The organism is Agrobacterium sp. Ap1 (genome assembly GCF_017313375.1).
GTDB lineage: Bacteria > Pseudomonadota > Alphaproteobacteria > Rhizobiales > Rhizobiaceae > Neorhizobium > Neorhizobium cellulosilyticum.
This window is the reverse complement of record NZ_JAFLMY010000001.1, coordinates 120,965-137,926: the sequence shown is the minus strand read 5'-3', so window position 1 is coordinate 137,926 and position 16,962 is coordinate 120,965. Positions and strand designations below refer to the sequence as shown.

Annotated in this window: 13 protein-coding genes and 1 tRNA gene; 12 read left to right on the top strand and 2 right to left on the bottom strand. The window is 59.0% G+C overall.

What is annotated here, in order from left to right; all coding sequences use genetic code 11:
* The first annotated feature begins 6 nt into the window (after positions 1-6).
* The 3 genes from tilS (at position 7) to glmM (ending at position 4,986) form a co-directional block, all read left to right on the top strand.
* Complete coding sequence (tilS, locus tag JZX87_RS00680) at positions 7-1,362, top strand: tRNA lysidine(34) synthetase TilS (protein WP_206823002.1); 1,356 nt, start codon at positions 7-9, stop codon at positions 1,360-1,362.
* Positions 1,363-1,464: 102 nt separating this feature from the next.
* The gene (ftsH, locus tag JZX87_RS00675) at positions 1,465-3,399 is read left to right on the top strand and encodes an ATP-dependent zinc metalloprotease FtsH (RefSeq protein ID WP_148145882.1); all 1,935 of its coding nucleotides are present in this window, start codon (positions 1,465-1,467) and stop codon (positions 3,397-3,399) included.
* A gap of 231 nt (positions 3,400-3,630) precedes the next feature.
* The gene (gene glmM, locus JZX87_RS00670; RefSeq protein WP_206823000.1) at positions 3,631-4,986 is read left to right on the top strand and encodes a phosphoglucosamine mutase; all 1,356 of its coding nucleotides are present in this window, start codon (positions 3,631-3,633) and stop codon (positions 4,984-4,986) included.
* A gap of 12 nt (positions 4,987-4,998) precedes the next feature.
* Here the strand turns inward: glmM and JZX87_RS00665 are convergent, their stop codons facing one another.
* Positions 4,999-6,921 carry a glycoside hydrolase family 15 protein gene (locus tag JZX87_RS00665; RefSeq protein WP_286193984.1) on the bottom strand — a complete coding sequence of 641 codons (1,923 nt, stop codon included), beginning with the start codon at positions 6,919-6,921 and terminating at the stop codon, positions 4,999-5,001.
* 142 nt (positions 6,922-7,063) lie between these two features.
* On the opposite strand from JZX87_RS00665, the gene JZX87_RS00660 reads away from it, so the two are divergent.
* From JZX87_RS00660 to JZX87_RS00645, 4 genes are all read left to right on the top strand, one after another.
* Entirely contained in the window at positions 7,064-7,903 is an 840-nt protein-coding gene (locus JZX87_RS00660) for an outer membrane protein (protein WP_206822999.1), read from the top strand.
* Positions 7,904-8,102: 199 nt separating this feature from the next.
* Positions 8,103-9,284, top strand: coding sequence for a phosphoserine transaminase (locus JZX87_RS00655; RefSeq protein WP_206823856.1), 1,182 nt, complete (start codon positions 8,103-8,105; stop codon positions 9,282-9,284).
* 78 nt (positions 9,285-9,362) lie between these two features.
* The gene (gene serA, locus JZX87_RS00650) at positions 9,363-10,958 is read left to right on the top strand and encodes a phosphoglycerate dehydrogenase (protein ID WP_183990322.1); all 1,596 of its coding nucleotides are present in this window, start codon (positions 9,363-9,365) and stop codon (positions 10,956-10,958) included.
* 278 nt (positions 10,959-11,236) lie between these two features.
* Complete coding sequence (locus JZX87_RS00645; protein WP_206822998.1) at positions 11,237-12,322, top strand: Tim44 domain-containing protein; 1,086 nt, start codon at positions 11,237-11,239, stop codon at positions 12,320-12,322.
* Between the two features lie 9 nt (positions 12,323-12,331).
* Here JZX87_RS00645 and JZX87_RS00640 read toward each other — a convergent pair whose 3' ends face one another.
* Positions 12,332-12,766 (bottom strand): DUF1810 domain-containing protein, encoded by a 435-nt coding sequence (locus tag JZX87_RS00640; RefSeq protein WP_206822996.1) that lies wholly within the window; start codon positions 12,764-12,766, stop codon positions 12,332-12,334.
* 98 nt (positions 12,767-12,864) lie between these two features.
* On the opposite strand from JZX87_RS00640, the gene JZX87_RS00635 reads away from it, so the two are divergent.
* The 5 genes from JZX87_RS00635 (at position 12,865) to JZX87_RS00615 (ending at position 16,929) form a co-directional block, all read left to right on the top strand.
* Entirely contained in the window at positions 12,865-13,986 is a 1,122-nt protein-coding gene (locus tag JZX87_RS00635) for a mechanosensitive ion channel family protein (RefSeq protein WP_206822994.1), read from the top strand.
* 136 nt (positions 13,987-14,122) lie between these two features.
* Entirely contained in the window at positions 14,123-15,319 is a 1,197-nt protein-coding gene (gene mnmA / locus JZX87_RS00630; protein WP_206822987.1) for a tRNA 2-thiouridine(34) synthase MnmA, read from the top strand.
* Between the two features lie 163 nt (positions 15,320-15,482).
* Positions 15,483-15,559 (top strand) — tRNA-Met (locus JZX87_RS00625).
* A 59-nt stretch (positions 15,560-15,618) separates the two neighbouring features.
* The gene (locus JZX87_RS00620) at positions 15,619-16,290 is read left to right on the top strand and encodes a pseudouridine synthase (RefSeq protein ID WP_148145871.1); all 672 of its coding nucleotides are present in this window, start codon (positions 15,619-15,621) and stop codon (positions 16,288-16,290) included.
* 12 nt (positions 16,291-16,302) lie between these two features.
* A complete protein-coding gene (locus JZX87_RS00615; RefSeq protein ID WP_394353619.1) occupies positions 16,303-16,929 on the top strand; it encodes a class I SAM-dependent methyltransferase in 627 nt (208 codons plus the stop codon).
* The last annotated feature ends 33 nt before the right edge of the window (positions 16,930-16,962 follow it).

The following is a 16,962-nucleotide window of genomic DNA, read 5'->3' as shown; positions in this document are numbered from 1 at the left end:
CGCGCGATGACCGTCGTCCAAGGCTGGCCGATCTCACCACAGGAGGCGGTACAATCGCTTCTCGAGCGTCTGGTAAGGCCAACCCGTATTCTTGTGGCGGTCTCGGGGGGAAGTGATTCGATAGGCCTGCTTCTTGGGCTTCACGTTGCACTTGCTGCCGATAAGGAAGCGCGACATGAGCTTGTCGCGGCAACGATCGATCACGAATTGAGGGGCGAATCTGCTGACGAAGCCAAGGCTGTGGCACGTCAATGCAAGGAAATGTCTATCCCTCACCGGACCCTCCGCTGGTCAGGCGAAAAGCCCAAGTCCGGAATCTCTGCTGCAGCAAGGGAAGCGCGTTATTTCCTGCTGATGGAGGCTGCCGATGTGCTCGAAGCCGATATCATCGTTACCGGGCACACGCTGGACGACCAGCTGGAAACGATCGCGATGCGGGCTGTCCGCAGCGAGGCGAATGCCAATCTTGGGCTCGCGGGCATGGCGGAGGCCGTTTTGCTCGATCGACGCCGCTGGCTGTTGCGCCCCTTTCTTGCGACGCGGCGCGAGGCCATACGGGAATTCCTGCGCCGGTCGGGTAGGGGATGGATCGACGATCCAAGCAATATCGACCGACACTATGAGCGCGTGCGGGTGAGACAGGACCTTTCGGATCATTCGGCCCAGGCGCTGGAGACCATCCAGCCAGCCGCTCGCCGCCGCAGCCAGTTGGCCGAAGAGGCTGCCGGACTTGCCCGCCGCCATCTGACCGTTGTGCACGGCGTCCTCGCTCAGCTCGCTCCGGAAGCGCTCAACGAGGATGCCGAGACGTTACGGCATCTGCTGGCGAGCCTTGCTGCCATTCTCGGTGGACGCCAACACCTGCCGGCCGCAGCAACAATGGAACGCGTCGTGACGATGCTTGATCGGCGCAGCATGGGGCGCATGACGGCTGGGCGCGTGATCTTCGATCTGAGGCGGGAAGGCCTTTATATGCATCGCGAAAATCGCGACCTGATTTCCGTTAATATTCCGGGCGGAACAACCGGGATTTGGGACGGCCGCTACCGGATCAGCAACCGGACAGATCAGGTTGTCGAGGTCGGTCCGAGGGTTTCGGAGCGTGCCGCGGCCATGGTTATGTTCCCCGATGCGCCTCCCGCTGTCTCGATGCGTGCCATGGGGGTAATGCCGCAGATTGAAATCTACCCTCCGTCATTGAACGAAATCGATAAAGAGAGTGTGATCGCCCAGCCGGTTCTTGCCCCATATGACCGTTTTTTGCCGCAGTTTGATCTTATTCTAGGTTGTGAACTCGGGCTTTTGTTCGGATGTGATGAGTTTCCCGCCGCTCCAATTAAGGTTTTCGAGCGGAAAAGCTAAACGGCAGGGCTGCCTTGCCTTGGCAAGGACGTAACGCAACCTTATGTTATGCGCAAGAAAGGCGGCCGCTTCAGCGGCTGCAATGGCAGTCCGGGGAGTTCGATGAACCCAAACTTTCGTAATTTTGCCCTCTGGGCTATCATAGCCCTCTTGCTGATCGCATTGTTCAGCATGTTCCAGACGGCGCCTTCACAAACCAGTTCCCGCGAAGTTTCTTATTCGCAGTTCCTTAAGGACGTGGATTCTGGTCGTGTGCGCGACGTCGTGGTGACGGGCAACCGTGTCATGGGTACACTTGCCGAAAATGGCCAGAGCTTCCAGACGTATTCGCCTGTAATCGACGACTCGCTGATGTCGCGTTTGCAGGAGAAGAATGTCAACATCGTCGCTCGGCCGGAAACGGACGGTTCTTCAGGTTTCCTGAGCTATCTCGGCACCTTGCTGCCAATGTTGCTCATCCTCGGTGTCTGGTTGTTCTTCATGCGCCAGATGCAGGGTGGATCTCGCGGCGCAATGGGATTTGGCAAGTCCAAGGCCAAGCTTCTGACGGAGGCGCATGGCCGTGTGACGTTTGAAGACGTTGCCGGTGTCGACGAGGCCAAGCAGGATCTCGAGGAAATCGTTGAATTCCTGCGTGACCCGCAGAAGTTCCAGCGCCTCGGCGGTCGCATTCCGCGCGGCGTTCTGCTGGTCGGCCCTCCGGGTACCGGTAAGACGCTGCTCGCCCGTTCTGTTGCCGGCGAAGCGAATGTGCCGTTCTTCACCATTTCCGGTTCGGACTTCGTTGAAATGTTCGTCGGTGTTGGTGCATCTCGTGTGCGAGACATGTTCGAACAGGCGAAGAAGAATGCACCGTGCATCATCTTCATCGACGAAATCGACGCCGTCGGCCGCCATCGTGGCGCAGGCCTTGGCGGCGGTAACGACGAACGCGAACAGACGCTCAACCAACTGCTGGTCGAGATGGACGGCTTCGAAGCAAACGAAGGCATCATCCTGATCGCCGCTACCAACCGTCCCGACGTTCTCGATCCGGCGCTCTTGCGTCCGGGCCGTTTCGACCGTCAGGTCGTGGTGCCGAACCCGGACATCGTCGGTCGTGAGCGCATCCTCAAGGTGCATGCTCGCAACGTGCCTTTGGCGCCGAATGTCGATCTGAAGGTTCTCGCTCGTGGTACGCCCGGCTTCTCCGGTGCCGACCTGATGAACCTCGTCAACGAAGCTGCCCTGATGGCTGCGCGCCGCAACAAGCGTCTTGTCACCATGGCCGAATTCGAAGACGCCAAGGACAAGATCATGATGGGCGCGGAACGTCGCTCGTCTGCCATGACCGAAGCCGAAAAGAAGCTTACCGCCTATCACGAAGCCGGCCATGCCATCACGGCGCTCAAGGTCGCGGTTGCCGATCCGTTGCACAAGGCGACGATCATTCCGCGCGGCCGCGCCCTCGGCATGGTCATGCAGTTGCCGGAAGGCGACCGCTATTCGATGAGCTACAAGTGGATGGTGTCGCGCCTGACCATCATGATGGGCGGTCGTGTTGCCGAAGAACTGACCTTCGGCAAGGAAAACATCACCTCGGGTGCATCCTCGGATATCGAGCAGGCCACCAAGCTTGCCCGCGCCATGGTCACCCAGTGGGGCTTTTCCGACATCCTCGGTCAAGTTGCCTATGGTGAAAACCAGCAGGAGGTCTTCCTCGGTCACTCGGTTTCGCAGTCCAAGAACGTCTCGGAGGCAACCGCCCAGAAGATCGACCAGGAAGTGCGTCGTCTCATCGATGAAGCGTATACCGAGGCACGCCAGATCCTCACCGACCATCATGACGGGTTCGTCGCGATCGCCGAAGGCCTGCTGGAGTATGAGACGCTGACCGGCGAAGAGATCAAGGCTCTGCTTCGGGGCGAAAAGCCGGCGCGCGATCTCGGTGACGATTCGACACCAAGCCGTGGTTCGGCAGTGCCCTCGACTGGTAGCAAGAAAGATGAGCCGAAGGGTGGAGAACCCGAAGCAGGTCTTGAGCCACAGCCGCACTAAGGCCATTCACATTACTTAACAAGACCGCCGTGGACCCGTCCGCGGCGGTCTTTTATGTTAACGATGACTTATCCGGTCACGCGATATGATCGGCTTTGACGCTAATTTACGTGCTTGCGCCACGCGACTGTGGCAAGAGCCAGACATACGCCGATCCGAAATGATGCGGCAGCGGGCGCTAAATTGATTCTGCCCGCAGCGCATGGATCGCGCGACGACGAAGGAGATTACATGGCACGCCGCTATTTTGGTACCGATGGTATCCGCGGACATTCGAACGTCTTTCCGATGACGCCGGATCTGGCGATGCGGGTCGGCATTGCAGTGGGCACGATCTTCCGCAACGGCAGCCACCGCCACCGCGTCGTGATCGGCAAGGACACGCGCCTTTCGGGTTACATGCTGGAAAATGCCATGGTGGCGGGTTTTACCGCTGCTGGCCTCGACGTTTTTCTGCTCGGCCCGATCCCGACGCCCGCCGTTGCCATGCTGACGCGCTCGCTGCGTGCGGATGTCGGTGTGATGATCTCCGCTTCGCATAATCCTTTCGAGGACAATGGCATCAAACTCTTCGGCCCGGATGGCTACAAGCTTTCCGACGAGTTGGAGATGCGCATCGAGGATCTGCTCGACAGCGATCTGCATGCCCAGCTTGCCAAATCCGCCGATATCGGCCGGGCGAAGCGCGTCGAGGGTGATATCTATCGCTATATCGAGCAGGCCAAGCGCACACTGCCGCGTGACGTGACGCTTCATGGTCTTCGGATCGCCATCGATTGCGCCAACGGTGCGGCTTACAAGGTCGCTCCTCTGGCTCTTTGGGAACTCGGCGCGGATGTCGTGACGATCGGCAACGAGCCGAATGGCACCAACATCAATCTCGGCTGCGGATCGACCAGCCCGGAAGCGCTGCAGAAGAAGGTGCATGAAGTGCGCGCCGATATCGGTATCGCGCTGGATGGCGATGCGGACCGTGTGATCATCGTCGACGAGAATGGCGAGATCATCGACGGCGACCAGTTGATGGCCGTGATCGCCGAAAGCTGGGCGCAGGACCAGCGTCTGACGGGTGGCGGTATCGTTGCCACCGTCATGTCGAATCTGGGCCTGGAGCGTTTCCTTGGCGACAACGGGCTGACACTTGCGCGCACCAAGGTCGGTGACCGCTATGTCGTCGAGCACATGCGTAACCACGATTTCAACGTCGGCGGCGAGCAGTCCGGCCATATCGTATTGTCGGATTTCGGCACGACGGGCGACGGTCTTGTCGCTGCGCTTCAGATTCTCGCCTGCGTGAAGAAGCTCGGGCGGCCTGTCAGTGAGGTCTGCCGCCGCTTCGAGCCGGTTCCGCAGCTTCTGAAGAACGTTCGTTTCTCCGGCGGCAAGCCGCTTGAGGACAGTGTCGTCCGCCAGGCGATTGCCGATGCGGAAGCCGAACTTGGTTCCAAGGGCCGTCTCGTCATTCGTCCGTCCGGCACCGAGCCGCTGATCCGGGTGATGGCGGAAGGTGACGATCGCGCCCAGATCGAAAAGATCGTCAATGGTCTCATCGACGTGATCGGCAATGTCCGCTCGGAAGCGGCGTGACATGATTGGCGCTTAAGGGCGCCATTCCCTGAATTTTCCATCCAGAGCGCCGTCGAGATAAAAGGCGGCGCTGATCAGGGCGAGATGGGTGAGGGCCTGGGGGAAGTTTCCGAGGAACTCCCCGCGCGGATCGAATTCTTCGGCATAAAGCTGCAGGTGATTGCCGAAGAGCAGCAGCTTTTCCATATTGATCTCGGCTTCCTGCAGTCTGCCAGCACGGGCCAGGCATTCGACAAACCAGAATGAACACGCGCCGAAAAAACCTTCTCGCCCTTCCAGTGCATCCTGCCATTTGTAGCGCATGACGAGGCTGTCATCGGCGAGTTCGCGGGAGATCGCGTCGAGCGTCGCCAGCCATTTGGGATCGGTGGCGCTAATGAAGCGGACAAGCGGCATCATCAGCATCGAGGCATCCAGTTCCTCGCCGCCTTTGGCATGGACAAAGTGACCATGCTTTTCGTTCCAGAAGTTCGCCCAGATGTCTTCTGTAATCGCATTGCGGGCCTCGATCCACTTGCCGAAAGGAGCGGCAAGCGAACGTTTCTGTGCAAGGCGCAAAGCGCGATCGACGGCGACCCAACACATAAGCCGGGAATGCAGGTGTTCCTGCGGTTCACTGCGCGCTTCCCATATTCCAGCATCGGGTTCCTGCCAGACCTCGCAGACATGATCGACGACGTTGCGGACGTTCAGCCAGTTCTCGTGCGAGATGGAGCCGCCATATTTGTTGCTGATATAGATGGAGTCGAGCAGTTCACCGTAGATATCGAGCTGCACCTGGCCGGCGGCGTCATTGCCGATCCTGACGGGTCTGGCACCTCCATATCCGGAGAGATGATCCAGTGATTCTTCACGTGCGACCCTTGAGCCGTCGAGATTATACATGATCTGTACATTGCCGTCGGAGCGGTCGGTCCGTTCGCTGATCCAGCGGCCGAAGGCATTGGCTTCATCCAGGTAGCCGAGCCGCATCAGGGCGTAGATCGAGAAGGAAGCGTCGCGGATCCATGTGGCGCGGTAATCCCAATTACGCTCGCCGCCCGGAGCCTCCGGCAAGCCGAAGGTTCCTGCCGCGGCGATGGAGCCGTATTCGGCCGAGGTCAGCATCTTCAACGCGAGAGCAGACCGGGTGACGGATGAGCGCCAGCGGCCGCGATAGGTCGATTTCTTAGCCCATCCCTGCCAGTAGCCGGTCGTCTCCTCAAGGAGAGCGTCGATCGCTTCCGTATTCGCAGTATGGCGTGTTTCATCACCATCCAGCGTGAAGTCGATGGTTTCCCCACCCTGCAAGGTAAACTCCGCAAACGCGGCTCCTTGCCTGGCATGGAAATCTACCGCACCCGACAGACGGAGGGTGAAGTCGTCGCAATGAAAGAAGATATGGCCTTTTCCGGTCTTCACCTTCGGCGTGCTTCGGGCGTAGTCGAATCGCGGCCAGCACTTCAGTTTGAACGCGACCTTTCCTCGCGTGACGGTGACGCGCCTCACGAGTGATGAAGGCTCATCCGGGCTGTGCGGCAGCGGCATGAAGTCGACGATCTCGGCACTGTTGCTCGTGCCGAGCCAGCGGGTCAGAAGGACATTGCTTTCCGGGACATACATCTGCAGGCGACGGGCGCCCTCGATCTGCGGTGTCAGTTCGAATGCGCCGCCCTTTTCCGGATCAAGCAGGGAGGCGAAGACGCTCGGGCTGTCAAGATTCGGCCAGCACAGGTAATCGATCGTGCAATCCTTGGCGACGAGCGCGATCGTGCGCATATTTCCGATGGCGCCATGCTCGGCGATGGGGCGGGGGACATCGACTGTGTTTACGATCGATTTGCCCGCATCGTCTTTCAAATGCTTCAAGGCCGGTCCTTTCGTGTTGAGCATGTCAACGCCGGAAAAGAACATCGGCTCCATCACTGGGATGCTGAACTTTGCGTGAAGCGCCAAGTAACGCTTCTGTCGCGTAACGAAGCATATCGGTAAACTTCTATGGTTAAGTGGGGCTTAACCTTTATCATTCATTCTCCATGCCAAATAAGGTGGTCGTGCAGGTGGCACGCCATGCATGATGAAGCTTGGAGAAGCGAACATGAAGATGCGCCTTGCAGCGACGGTTGCTGCCGCCATGCTGTCGGCTGGCGTTGCCCAGTCGGCAGATCTCTACCAGCCCCAGCCTGCGCCGCTCATGGACGCACCGGAAGTCACGGTGCAGGAAGCGAGCGGCTGGTATCTGCGCGGCGATGTGGGATATTCGTTCAACCGGCTGCGTGGCGCCAACTTCTACCAGGGCGGTTCCTCGGCAAACGAGGTGGATTTCGATTCCACTGATATCGATGACAGCTTCCTGATCGGCGGCGGCGTCGGTTACCAGATCAACAACTATCTCCGCACCGACCTGACGCTCGACTACCTGTCGAAGACCGATTTCCGCGGTTCGACTTCCGGCGGCTGCGGCACGATCCCGGGCAATTGCGTCTCGGACGATCGTTCATCCTTCTCGGCCTACAGCCTGATGGCCAACGTCTATGTCGATCTCGGCACCTACGCCTATTTCACGCCATATGTCGGTGCTGGCTTCGGCGCTTCATACGTGAAGTGGGACAAGCTGCGGAACACCTCCTGCTCGGTCACCGACCCGACGGATTGCGATCCCTCGTCGGATCACGATGGCAAGGGTAAATGGCGTGCGACCGCTGCCCTGATGGCAGGTGCCACGATCGACGTCACCTGTAATCTCAAGGCGGATGTTGGCTATCGCTTCCGTTACATCGACGGCGGCAACATGTTCGGTTACGCCAATTCAGGCGGTCCAGGCCGCGACAAGGGCATCTACAGTCACGAAGCCCGCGTCGGCGCCCGCTACATGTTCAACAACAATTGTGAACAGGCGACTTACGAGCCTGAACCTCAGCCGATCGTCTACAAGTAAGATCAGCGCATGTTGCCAAAGCCGCCTTCGGGCGGCTTTTTGCGTTTTTGCCTGCCTGTCGATGTGATCACGGCATTTGCGACGAAGATTTTCTTCAAGCGACGAAACGACCCGCTTGACTGTGAAAGCAGGGAAATATATCCACGACGGCGGGACACCTCTCCCCAACGAGAGGCTAATTACCTGGAAGGGTATCTATATGGCCAATGTCGCCGCGAAGCCGGATGTGCGTCCGGATAATACTCATTTTTCTTCTGGCCCTTGCGCCAAGCGTCCTGGTTGGTCGCTTGAAGCGCTTTCCGATGCCCCGCTCGGTCGTTCGCACCGCGCCAAGGTTGGCAAGGACAAGCTGGCACAGGCCATCAATCTCACCCGCGAAATTCTGAACGTACCAGCGGATTACCGCATTGGCATCGTTCCTGCATCCGATACCGGTGCCGTCGAAATGGCGCTCTGGTCGCTGCTCGGCGAGCGCGGCGTCGACATACTTGCCTGGGAAAGCTTTGGTGCCGGCTGGGTCACAGATGTCGTCAAGCAGCTGAAGCTCAAGGATGTTCGCAAGTTCGAGGCCGATTACGGTCTCCTTCCGAACCTCAATGAAGTCGATTTCGACCGTGACGTCGTCTTTACCTGGAACGGCACGACGTCCGGCGTCCGCGTTCCGAACGCCGACTTCATTCCGGCAGATCGCAAGGGCCTGACCATCTGCGACGCCACCTCTGCCGCCTTTGCGCAGGATCTGGATTTCGCCAAGCTCGACGTCGTCACCTTCTCCTGGCAGAAGGTTCTCGGCGGTGAGGGCGGTCACGGCATGATCATTCTGTCGCCGCGCGCTGTCGAACGCCTGACGACTTATGTCCCGGCCTGGCCGTTGCCGAAAATTTTCCGCATGACCTCGGGCGGCAAGCTTTCCGAAGGCATCTTCAAGGGCGAAACGATCAACACGCCGTCGATGCTCTGCGTCGAGGATTATATTGATGCGCTCAACTGGGCAAAGACGGTCGGTGGTCTTAAGGGGCTGATCGCCCGTGCGGATGCAAACGCCAAGGTTATCTTCGACTTCGTCAAGGCAAACGACTGGATCGCCAATCTGGCGCAGGTCGAGGAGACACGCTCCAACACCTCCGTCTGCCTGAAGATCGTCGATGCCGAAGTCGCTGCTCTCGACGCCGACGCGCAGGCCGCATTCGCCAAGGGCGTGACCTCGATCCTCGAAAAGGAAGGCGTCGCTCTCGACGTCGGCGCTTACCGAGACGCTCCGTCCGGTCTTCGCATCTGGGCCGGCGCCACGATCGAAGAGGCCGACATGAAGGCCCTGATGCCGTGGCTGGCCTACGCGTTCGAAACGCAGAAGGCCACACTTTCCAAGGCCGCTGCCTGAGCCGATTTCCGGTGTCGCTATAGCGGCACCGTTTCATCCCGCATTCAGAGACTGAACCCTTTATCAGGAGCCCAGACCATGGCACCTCGCGTACTCGTATCCGACGAACTGTCGGAAACCGCCGTCCAGATTTTCCGCGATCGCGGTGTTGAAGTCGATTTTCAGCCGAAGCTCGGCAAGGACAAGGATAAGCTGGCCGAGATCATCGGCAACTACGATGGTCTCGCCATCCGCTCGGCCACCAAGGCGACCGAGAAGCTGATCGCGGCTGCGACCAATCTGAAGGTCATCGGCCGCGCCGGTATAGGCGTCGACAACGTCGATATCCCGGCCGCTTCCAAGCGCGGTATCATCGTCATGAACACCCCGTTCGGCAACTCGATCACGACGGCGGAACATGCCATCGCGTTGATGTTCGCCGTTGCCCGCCAGCTGCCGCAGGCCGACGCATCGACCCAGGCCGGCAAGTGGGAAAAGTCGAAGTTCATGGGTGTCGAAATCACCGGCAAGACGCTCGGCGTCATCGGCGCCGGCAATATCGGCGGCATCGTCTGCAAGAAGGCCATTGGCCTTGGCATGAACGTCATTGCCTATGACCCCTTCCTGTCTGCCGAGCGTGCACAGGAAATGGGCGTCGAGAAAGTGGAACTGGACGAACTGCTGCCGCGTGCCGACTTCATCACACTGCATGTGCCGATGACCGACAAGACCCGCGGCATTCTTGGCAAGGAAAATCTCGCAAAGACGAAGCCCGGCGTTCGCATCATCAACTGCGCCCGCGGCGGTCTCGTCGATGAGGCAGCGCTTGCCGAAGCCATCAAGTCCGGTCATGTCGCCGGTGCCGGTTTTGACGTGTTCGAGGTCGAGCCTGCCACCGAGAGCCCGCTCTTCGGCCTGCCGAACGTCGTCTGCACGCCGCATCTTGGTGCTTCGACCACGGAAGCGCAGGAGAACGTTGCCCTTCAGGTCGCCGAACAGATGTCGGATTACCTCGTCAAGGGTGCAGTATCGAACGCCATCAACATGCCGTCGATCACCGCCGAAGAAGCGCCGATCCTGAAGCCGTTCATTCGTCTCGCCGACGTTCTCGGTGCCTTCGTCGGCCAGGTTTCGGATGATCCGATCAAGGAAATCGAAATTCTGTTCGATGGCCAGACGGCCAACATGAATACGCGCGCATTGACGTCTGCCTTGCTGGCCGGCCTGATCCGCAATCAGGTGGCCGACGTCAACATGGTTTCTGCCCCGATCATGATCAAGGAAAAGGGAATCGTCCTTTCCGAAGTCAAGCGTGACAAGACCGGCGTTTACGACGGTTACATCAAGCTGACGGTCAAGACCGACAAGCAGACCCGTTCGGTTGCCGGCACCGTGTTCTCGGATGGCAAGCCGCGCTTCATCCAGATCAAGGGTATCAACATGGACGCCGATGTCGGCGCCAACATGGTCTACATCTCCAACACCGACGTTCCCGGCATGATCGGCTTCATGGGCACGACGCTTGGTAATGCCGGCGTCAACATCGCCAACTTCCAGCTCGGTCGCGAGAAGGAAGCCGGTGATGCCATCGCGCTGCTTTATGTCGATGCACCGGTTTCGGAAGATGTGCTTGCGCAGCTGACGGCAAACCCGGCAATCCGCCAGGCTCGCCCGCTGGTGTTCAACGTCGAGTAAGCCATCATTCGGTGGGGCGTATTGCCCTGCCTTTTCCTCCCAAGGAAGATGCAGAACGGGTCTGGTGCGATAAGCGCCGGGCCCGTTTTGTTTCGTCTGACGATTATGTGATCACTTTACTGCTAAAAACGCCCCTTGGTTGTATTTCCGTCAATTGGCTCTCGTCCTGAACTTTTGTAACTACTAAAGCGGGAAAAAGTGGACAGGCTACTGAAAACTGCGCCACGGCTCCCCATATCAGGGTCACGGACCGCATAGGGCGGCCAGAGGAGAAATTGATGTTGTTCAAGCTTCGGCGTTTCCAGAAACTCTTCGCGATCGCAGCGATCGGAATGGCAGTTTCGCTAACAGCCGTCGATTTCGCGGAAGCGCGTCGCGCCGGCGGTGGTTCCAGCTTCGGCAGCCGTGGTACGCGTACCTTTGCGGCACCGCCGGCCACGAATACGGCTCCGGGTGCAGCAGGCGGCATCAACCGCTCGATGACCCCGAATACGCAGCAGAATGCGGCAAGCCCAGCTAACGGCATGGGCGCGCAGGCAGCTCAGCAGCAGCGTCGCCCCGGCATGTTCGGCGGTATGTTCGGCGGCATTCTGGGTGGTCTCGCTCTCGGCGGCCTGTTCGGCATGCTGATGGGTGGTGGTTTCGGTGGAATGGCAGGCTTCTTCGGCATGCTGTTACAGATCGCGCTGATCGCTGGTCTCGCCATGCTGGCCTTCCGTTTCTTCGCCCGTCGTCAGCAGCAGCAGGCTGCCGGCCCGGCCGCTAATGCCCGCGCTTATGGCGATGGCGGCAATGGTGGCAAGGACGGTTTCGGGCGGAGCCAGAACAATGCCTATGAGGCACCGCAGCAGAACCAGGGCGGTTTCCAGATCCCGAAGATCGGTTCTGGCGCGGGGGCCGCAGCTTTCGGTGGCGGCCAGCAGGCTGTTCAGCGCCAGGCTGGTCCGGATACGGATGAAGTTGGCATCACCAATCGCGACCTCAGCCAGTTCGAAAAGCTGCTGACCGAGGTGCAGGGTGCTTATGCCGACGAAAACTATGCCAAGCTTCGTGACCTCACGACGCCGGAAGCGATGTCCTACCTTGCCGAAGAGTTGGGTGAAAACGCAACCAATGGCGTGAAGAACGAGGTTCGCGACGTGACCCTGCTGCAGGGTGACCTTGCCGAGGCATGGCGCGAAAACGGCCAGGAATATGCGACCGTCGCAATGCGCTATTCCTCGATCGACTTCCTGCGCGACCGCAACACGGGCGAAGTTGCCGAAGGCAATCCGAACGAAATCACCGAAACGGTGGAAGTCTGGACCTTCGTGCGCAAGCCGGCCAATGATTGGAAGCTTTCTGCAATCCAGTCCGCTGCTTAAAACCGGTGCCTAAAGTTTGAGGAGTTCGGCGGTCCTGCCGTCGTGCTCACCCTGGTAAAAGATATGAAGGGCTCGCTCGTAAGGCGAGCCCTTTTCGCTGACCAGATGAAAGAGCGTCATCGAACTTCTGAATTTCATATCATCCGTCGCGCCGAGGATATCACCTGCGCTGCGCCCTTCATGCCCGAGCATGGCTGCCGTACATTCGCCGAGCCGCCAGCCGAGCAGGGGATGTTCGAGATAGGCGATGGCTTCCGCCCGCGAGCGTATAGCGAAGCGCTGCGATGTGGCAGATACGCCCAAGCCGGTGATTTGCGGGAATATATACCACATCCAATGGCTGCGCTTCTGTCCGTCGCGCAGCTCCGCGATCACCTGATTATAGATGGATGCCTGCGCCTCGACGAAGCGAGTCAGATCGAAAGGAACAAATTGTTCGTTCATGAAACGCTCCTCACCCCAATTGCGGCATGAAGTCGGAGAAAGATGATATTTTTGCGGCCGCACTTTTCTATGTTGCGCTGCACCCTAACTGAACTCCGATGAACCAGTTTATCGCAGAGTTTCGCCAATATACAGATTGGTTGCCGAACTGGATGGTGAGCCTCGGTGTGCTGGCTGCCGCCATCGCGATCGGCCTTGCCATGCATCGGCTGGCATTCCGGATTCTAACACGCTTGGTCGAGAATAAGGATCTGTTCTGGCGTTCTCTTGTGTCCAGGGGAACTCGGCCGCTCAGGCTTGCCATCCTCACGGCCACGCTATCCTTTGCCGCCACGGTCGCGCCACTTGCCGCGCGCCCTGCCGAAATTATCCGGCATCTCCTTCTGATCGCCTTCATCCTCGTTGTCGGCTGGTCGGCAAAGGCGGCATTGCATATCTGGATGACCGTTTATCTGCGCCGTTTCAAACTGGATGCGGAAGACAATCTGCTTGCACGCACCCACGTGACCCAGTCACGTATCGCGGAGCGTATTGCAGGAGCTATGATTATCGTGCTGACGATCGCCGCCATGCTGATGACCTTCCCGGCGGTGCAACAATATGGTGTCAGCGTGCTGGCGTCGGCCGGTGTCGCCGGTATCGTTCTCGGTCTCGCGCTGCAGCCGATGTTGAAGAACATCTTTGCCGGCATCCAGCTTGCGATTACCCAGCCGATCCGTATCGACGATGCGCTGATCGTCGAAGGCGAGTGGGGCAATGTCGAGGAGATCACCTCGACCTATGTCGTGGTCAAGCTGTGGGACTGGCGGCGGATGATCCTGCCGCTCTCCTATTTCATCGAGAACCCTTTCCAGAACTGGACGCGTGAAAGCTCGGCGCTGATTGGGACCGTGATGATCTATCTCGATTACACGATCCCGGTCCCTGTTATCCGTTCAAAGGTAGAGGAGATCACGGCTGCCTCTAAACTCTGGGACAGGAAGGTCGTGGCGGTTCAGGTGACGGATTTTCGGGAAAACGTCATGGAAATCCGTATTCTCGCCTCTGCCAGCAGTGCGCCAAAGGTCTTCGATATCCGCTGCGAGGTGCGCGAAAAGCTTATTGAGTTCATCCAACGGGAATATCCGCAGGCACTGCCCAAGATGCGGACCGACCGGCCGCTGGACGGCAATGGCGTTGCCCCCGTGCATGCCGCTCATCAGGCTGCATTACAGTCCTGATTCGCTGGTGCTTGCATGCGGAAAGAATAGTTTCTATATCCGGTCGACATTGCCCGGCAGGCGGCCGATCCCGCCTCGGGCGCAACGTGCCGCTGATGGATGCGGCGCTTTTGGATATTGCAGCGAGAGTTGTCCCGTGAATACGCTGGATTTTGACAAGAAGCCGGAAGATACGCGCGTGGTCGTCGCCATGTCGGGCGGCGTGGATTCCTCTGTCGTGGCCGGGCTTCTGAAACAACAGGGCTATGATGTTCTAGGCATCACGCTGCAGCTTTACGATCATGGGGCTGCGGTTCACCGCGCCGGTTCGTGTTGCGCCGGCCAGGATATCGACGATGCACGCCGCGTCTGCGAAACGCTGGGTATTCCGCATTATGTGCTCGACTACGAAAAGCGGTTCCGCGAGACCGTGATCAATCCGTTTGCCGAGGCCTATGCCATGGGCGAGACGCCGGTTCCCTGCGTTGCCTGCAACCAGACGGTCAAGTTTGCCGATCTTCTGGCAACCGCTCAGGAACTCGGTGCCGATGCGCTGGCGACCGGCCACTATATCCGCTCGTCCGCCAATCCGACTGCAGATAACCCGAACCGTCGCGCGCTCTATCGCCCAATCGACAGCGATCGCGACCAGAGCTGGTTCCTGTTTGCGACGACCCAGGAGCAGATCGACTATCTGCGATTTCCGCTTGGCGGCATGTCGAAGGCACAGGTGCGCGAGCTTGCTGAAGTGATGGGGCTCGTCGTTGCCAAGAAGGCCGACAGCCAGGACATCTGTTTCGTGCCCGCCGGCAAATATGCCGACATCATCAACAAAGTTAAGCCGAACGCGGCGCTCGCCGGCGACATCGTGCATATGGACGGGCGCGTGCTCGGTCGTCACGAGGGGATCGTTCATTACACGATCGGTCAGCGTAAGGGCTTGGGCGTTGCCACGGGCGAGCCGCTTTATGTCGTCTATCTCGATGCCCGTTCGCGTCGTGTCATCGTCGGACCGAAGGAAGCGCTCGATACGCATCGCGTCTATCTGCGCGATATGAACTGGCTTGGCGATTCGTCACTCGAAAGCGATGCGCGCGAAGGCTTCGCGTGTTTCGCCAAGGTTCGTTCCACCCGCCCGCCGACACCGGCCACGCTGCATGTGGATGAGCGCGGTGTCTATGTCGATCTATCGATCGGCGAAGCGGGTGTTGCACCGGGCCAGGCCTGCGTTCTTTATTCGGCACCCGGTGCCGATGCGCGGGTTTATGGCGGTGGTTTCATCGAACGCTCGGAGCGTGCGGAAGAGGCGGAAGCTTCGCTGAAGCAACTTCTTGCACAGCCGGTTGCTGCCTGATCTCCAAGAGTTCCCTACTTCTCAAGGGCAGGGAACTGGATGAAAACGGAGGTTTGAAACTCCTTTGTTTTTCTCCTGTCATATGCTTGACAAGGTTCGCGGCCTGCCTTTATAAGCCGCTCATTCCTCGAAGCGGATGCTTTAAAAGCAGCTTCGTTGGTGTGGCTGGGTAGCTCAGTTGGTGAGAGCGCAGGATTCATAACCCTGAGGTCGGCGGTTCAATTCCGCCCCCCGCTACCAATTTTCTCCAAGCTGTAAGCTTTTGATTTTACAGCTCGCATTTCCCGGATGGCTCCATCGTGACGACTGCGCTTTCCGATGTCTCTCCGATCTATCATCCGCCGCTTGATCCCTATCTGACCATCCTGCACCGTGACCGGGATTTTCTGGTCTGCGACAAGCCGAGTGGTCTTCTTTCCGTTCCCGGCCGTCATCCGGCGCTGAGCGACAGTCTTTTGACGCGGGTGCAGAAAGAGTTTCCCAAAGCGCTGATCGTCCATCGGCTCGACAAGGATACGTCCGGCATCGTGCTGATGTCGCTGAACCGCAAGGCACATGCGTTTGTCGCAGCGCAGTTTGAGGCGCGGGAGACTAAAAAGTCCTATGTCGCGGAAGTCTGGGGCAGGGTCGAGGGCGAGGAGGGGGTAATCGATCTGCCTCTCGCGATAGATCCCGACAACAAGCCTCGTCACCGTGTGGATCATGAACATGGCAAGCCTGCGCTGACGCGATGGCAGGTTATCGGGCATGGCGAGAACAGGACGCGGCTTCGCTTGTTTCCGATGACCGGGCGGACCCATCAGTTGCGGGTGCATATGAAGGCACTCGGCCATGTTATTCTCGGCGACGAGTTTTACGCGGAGGGTGAGGCGCTGGCCGCTGCCGACCGTCTGATGCTCCATGCCGAAGAGCTGAGCTTCCGCAAGCCTGACGGATCGGACGTGACGTTCACGGCGCCAACCCCTTTCTGAGATCGGTCCATCGTGCAGAAATTCGAAAAATCCGATCTGGTTGTCGATTTCGTCGGTGGGGCTGTCGGTCACCGGTTTCGCTCCAACGAAGGGCGCAAACAGGGATTGGCAAAGGCTGTCGGCTTCTCCGGAAATACGGCCCCGGAAGTCGTCGATGCGACAGCAGGGCTTGGGCGCGATGCGTTTCTCCTTGCATCGCTTGGCGCAAACGTGACGCTGATTGAGCGCTCCGAGACGATGCATGCGCTGCTTGCCGAAGGATTGAAACGGGCAGAAGCGGAAGGCGGGCGTCATGCGGAGACGGTTGCGCGGATGACGCTGCTGCACGGCGATTCCTGCGCGCTTATTCCGCAGCTAAAGCCTCAGATCATTCTCATCGATCCCATGCACCCGCCGCGCGATAAAACGGCGCTGGTGAAGAAGGAGATGCGGTTGATCCGCGAGATCGTCGGCGACGATCCGGATTCTCTGCAACTGATGCAGGTCGCACTGGAAAACGCGCAGAAAAGGGTGGTTCTGAAATGGCCCCTGCGCGCCGATCCGATGCCGGGTATTCGCAAGCCCAGCCATCAGATCATCGGGAAAAGCACCCGGTATGATGTGTTTGTGACTGCGAAGGCGACCGGAGATCTGGCGTAAGGCATGTGCTGGAGGGGCTTACCCCTCCAGATC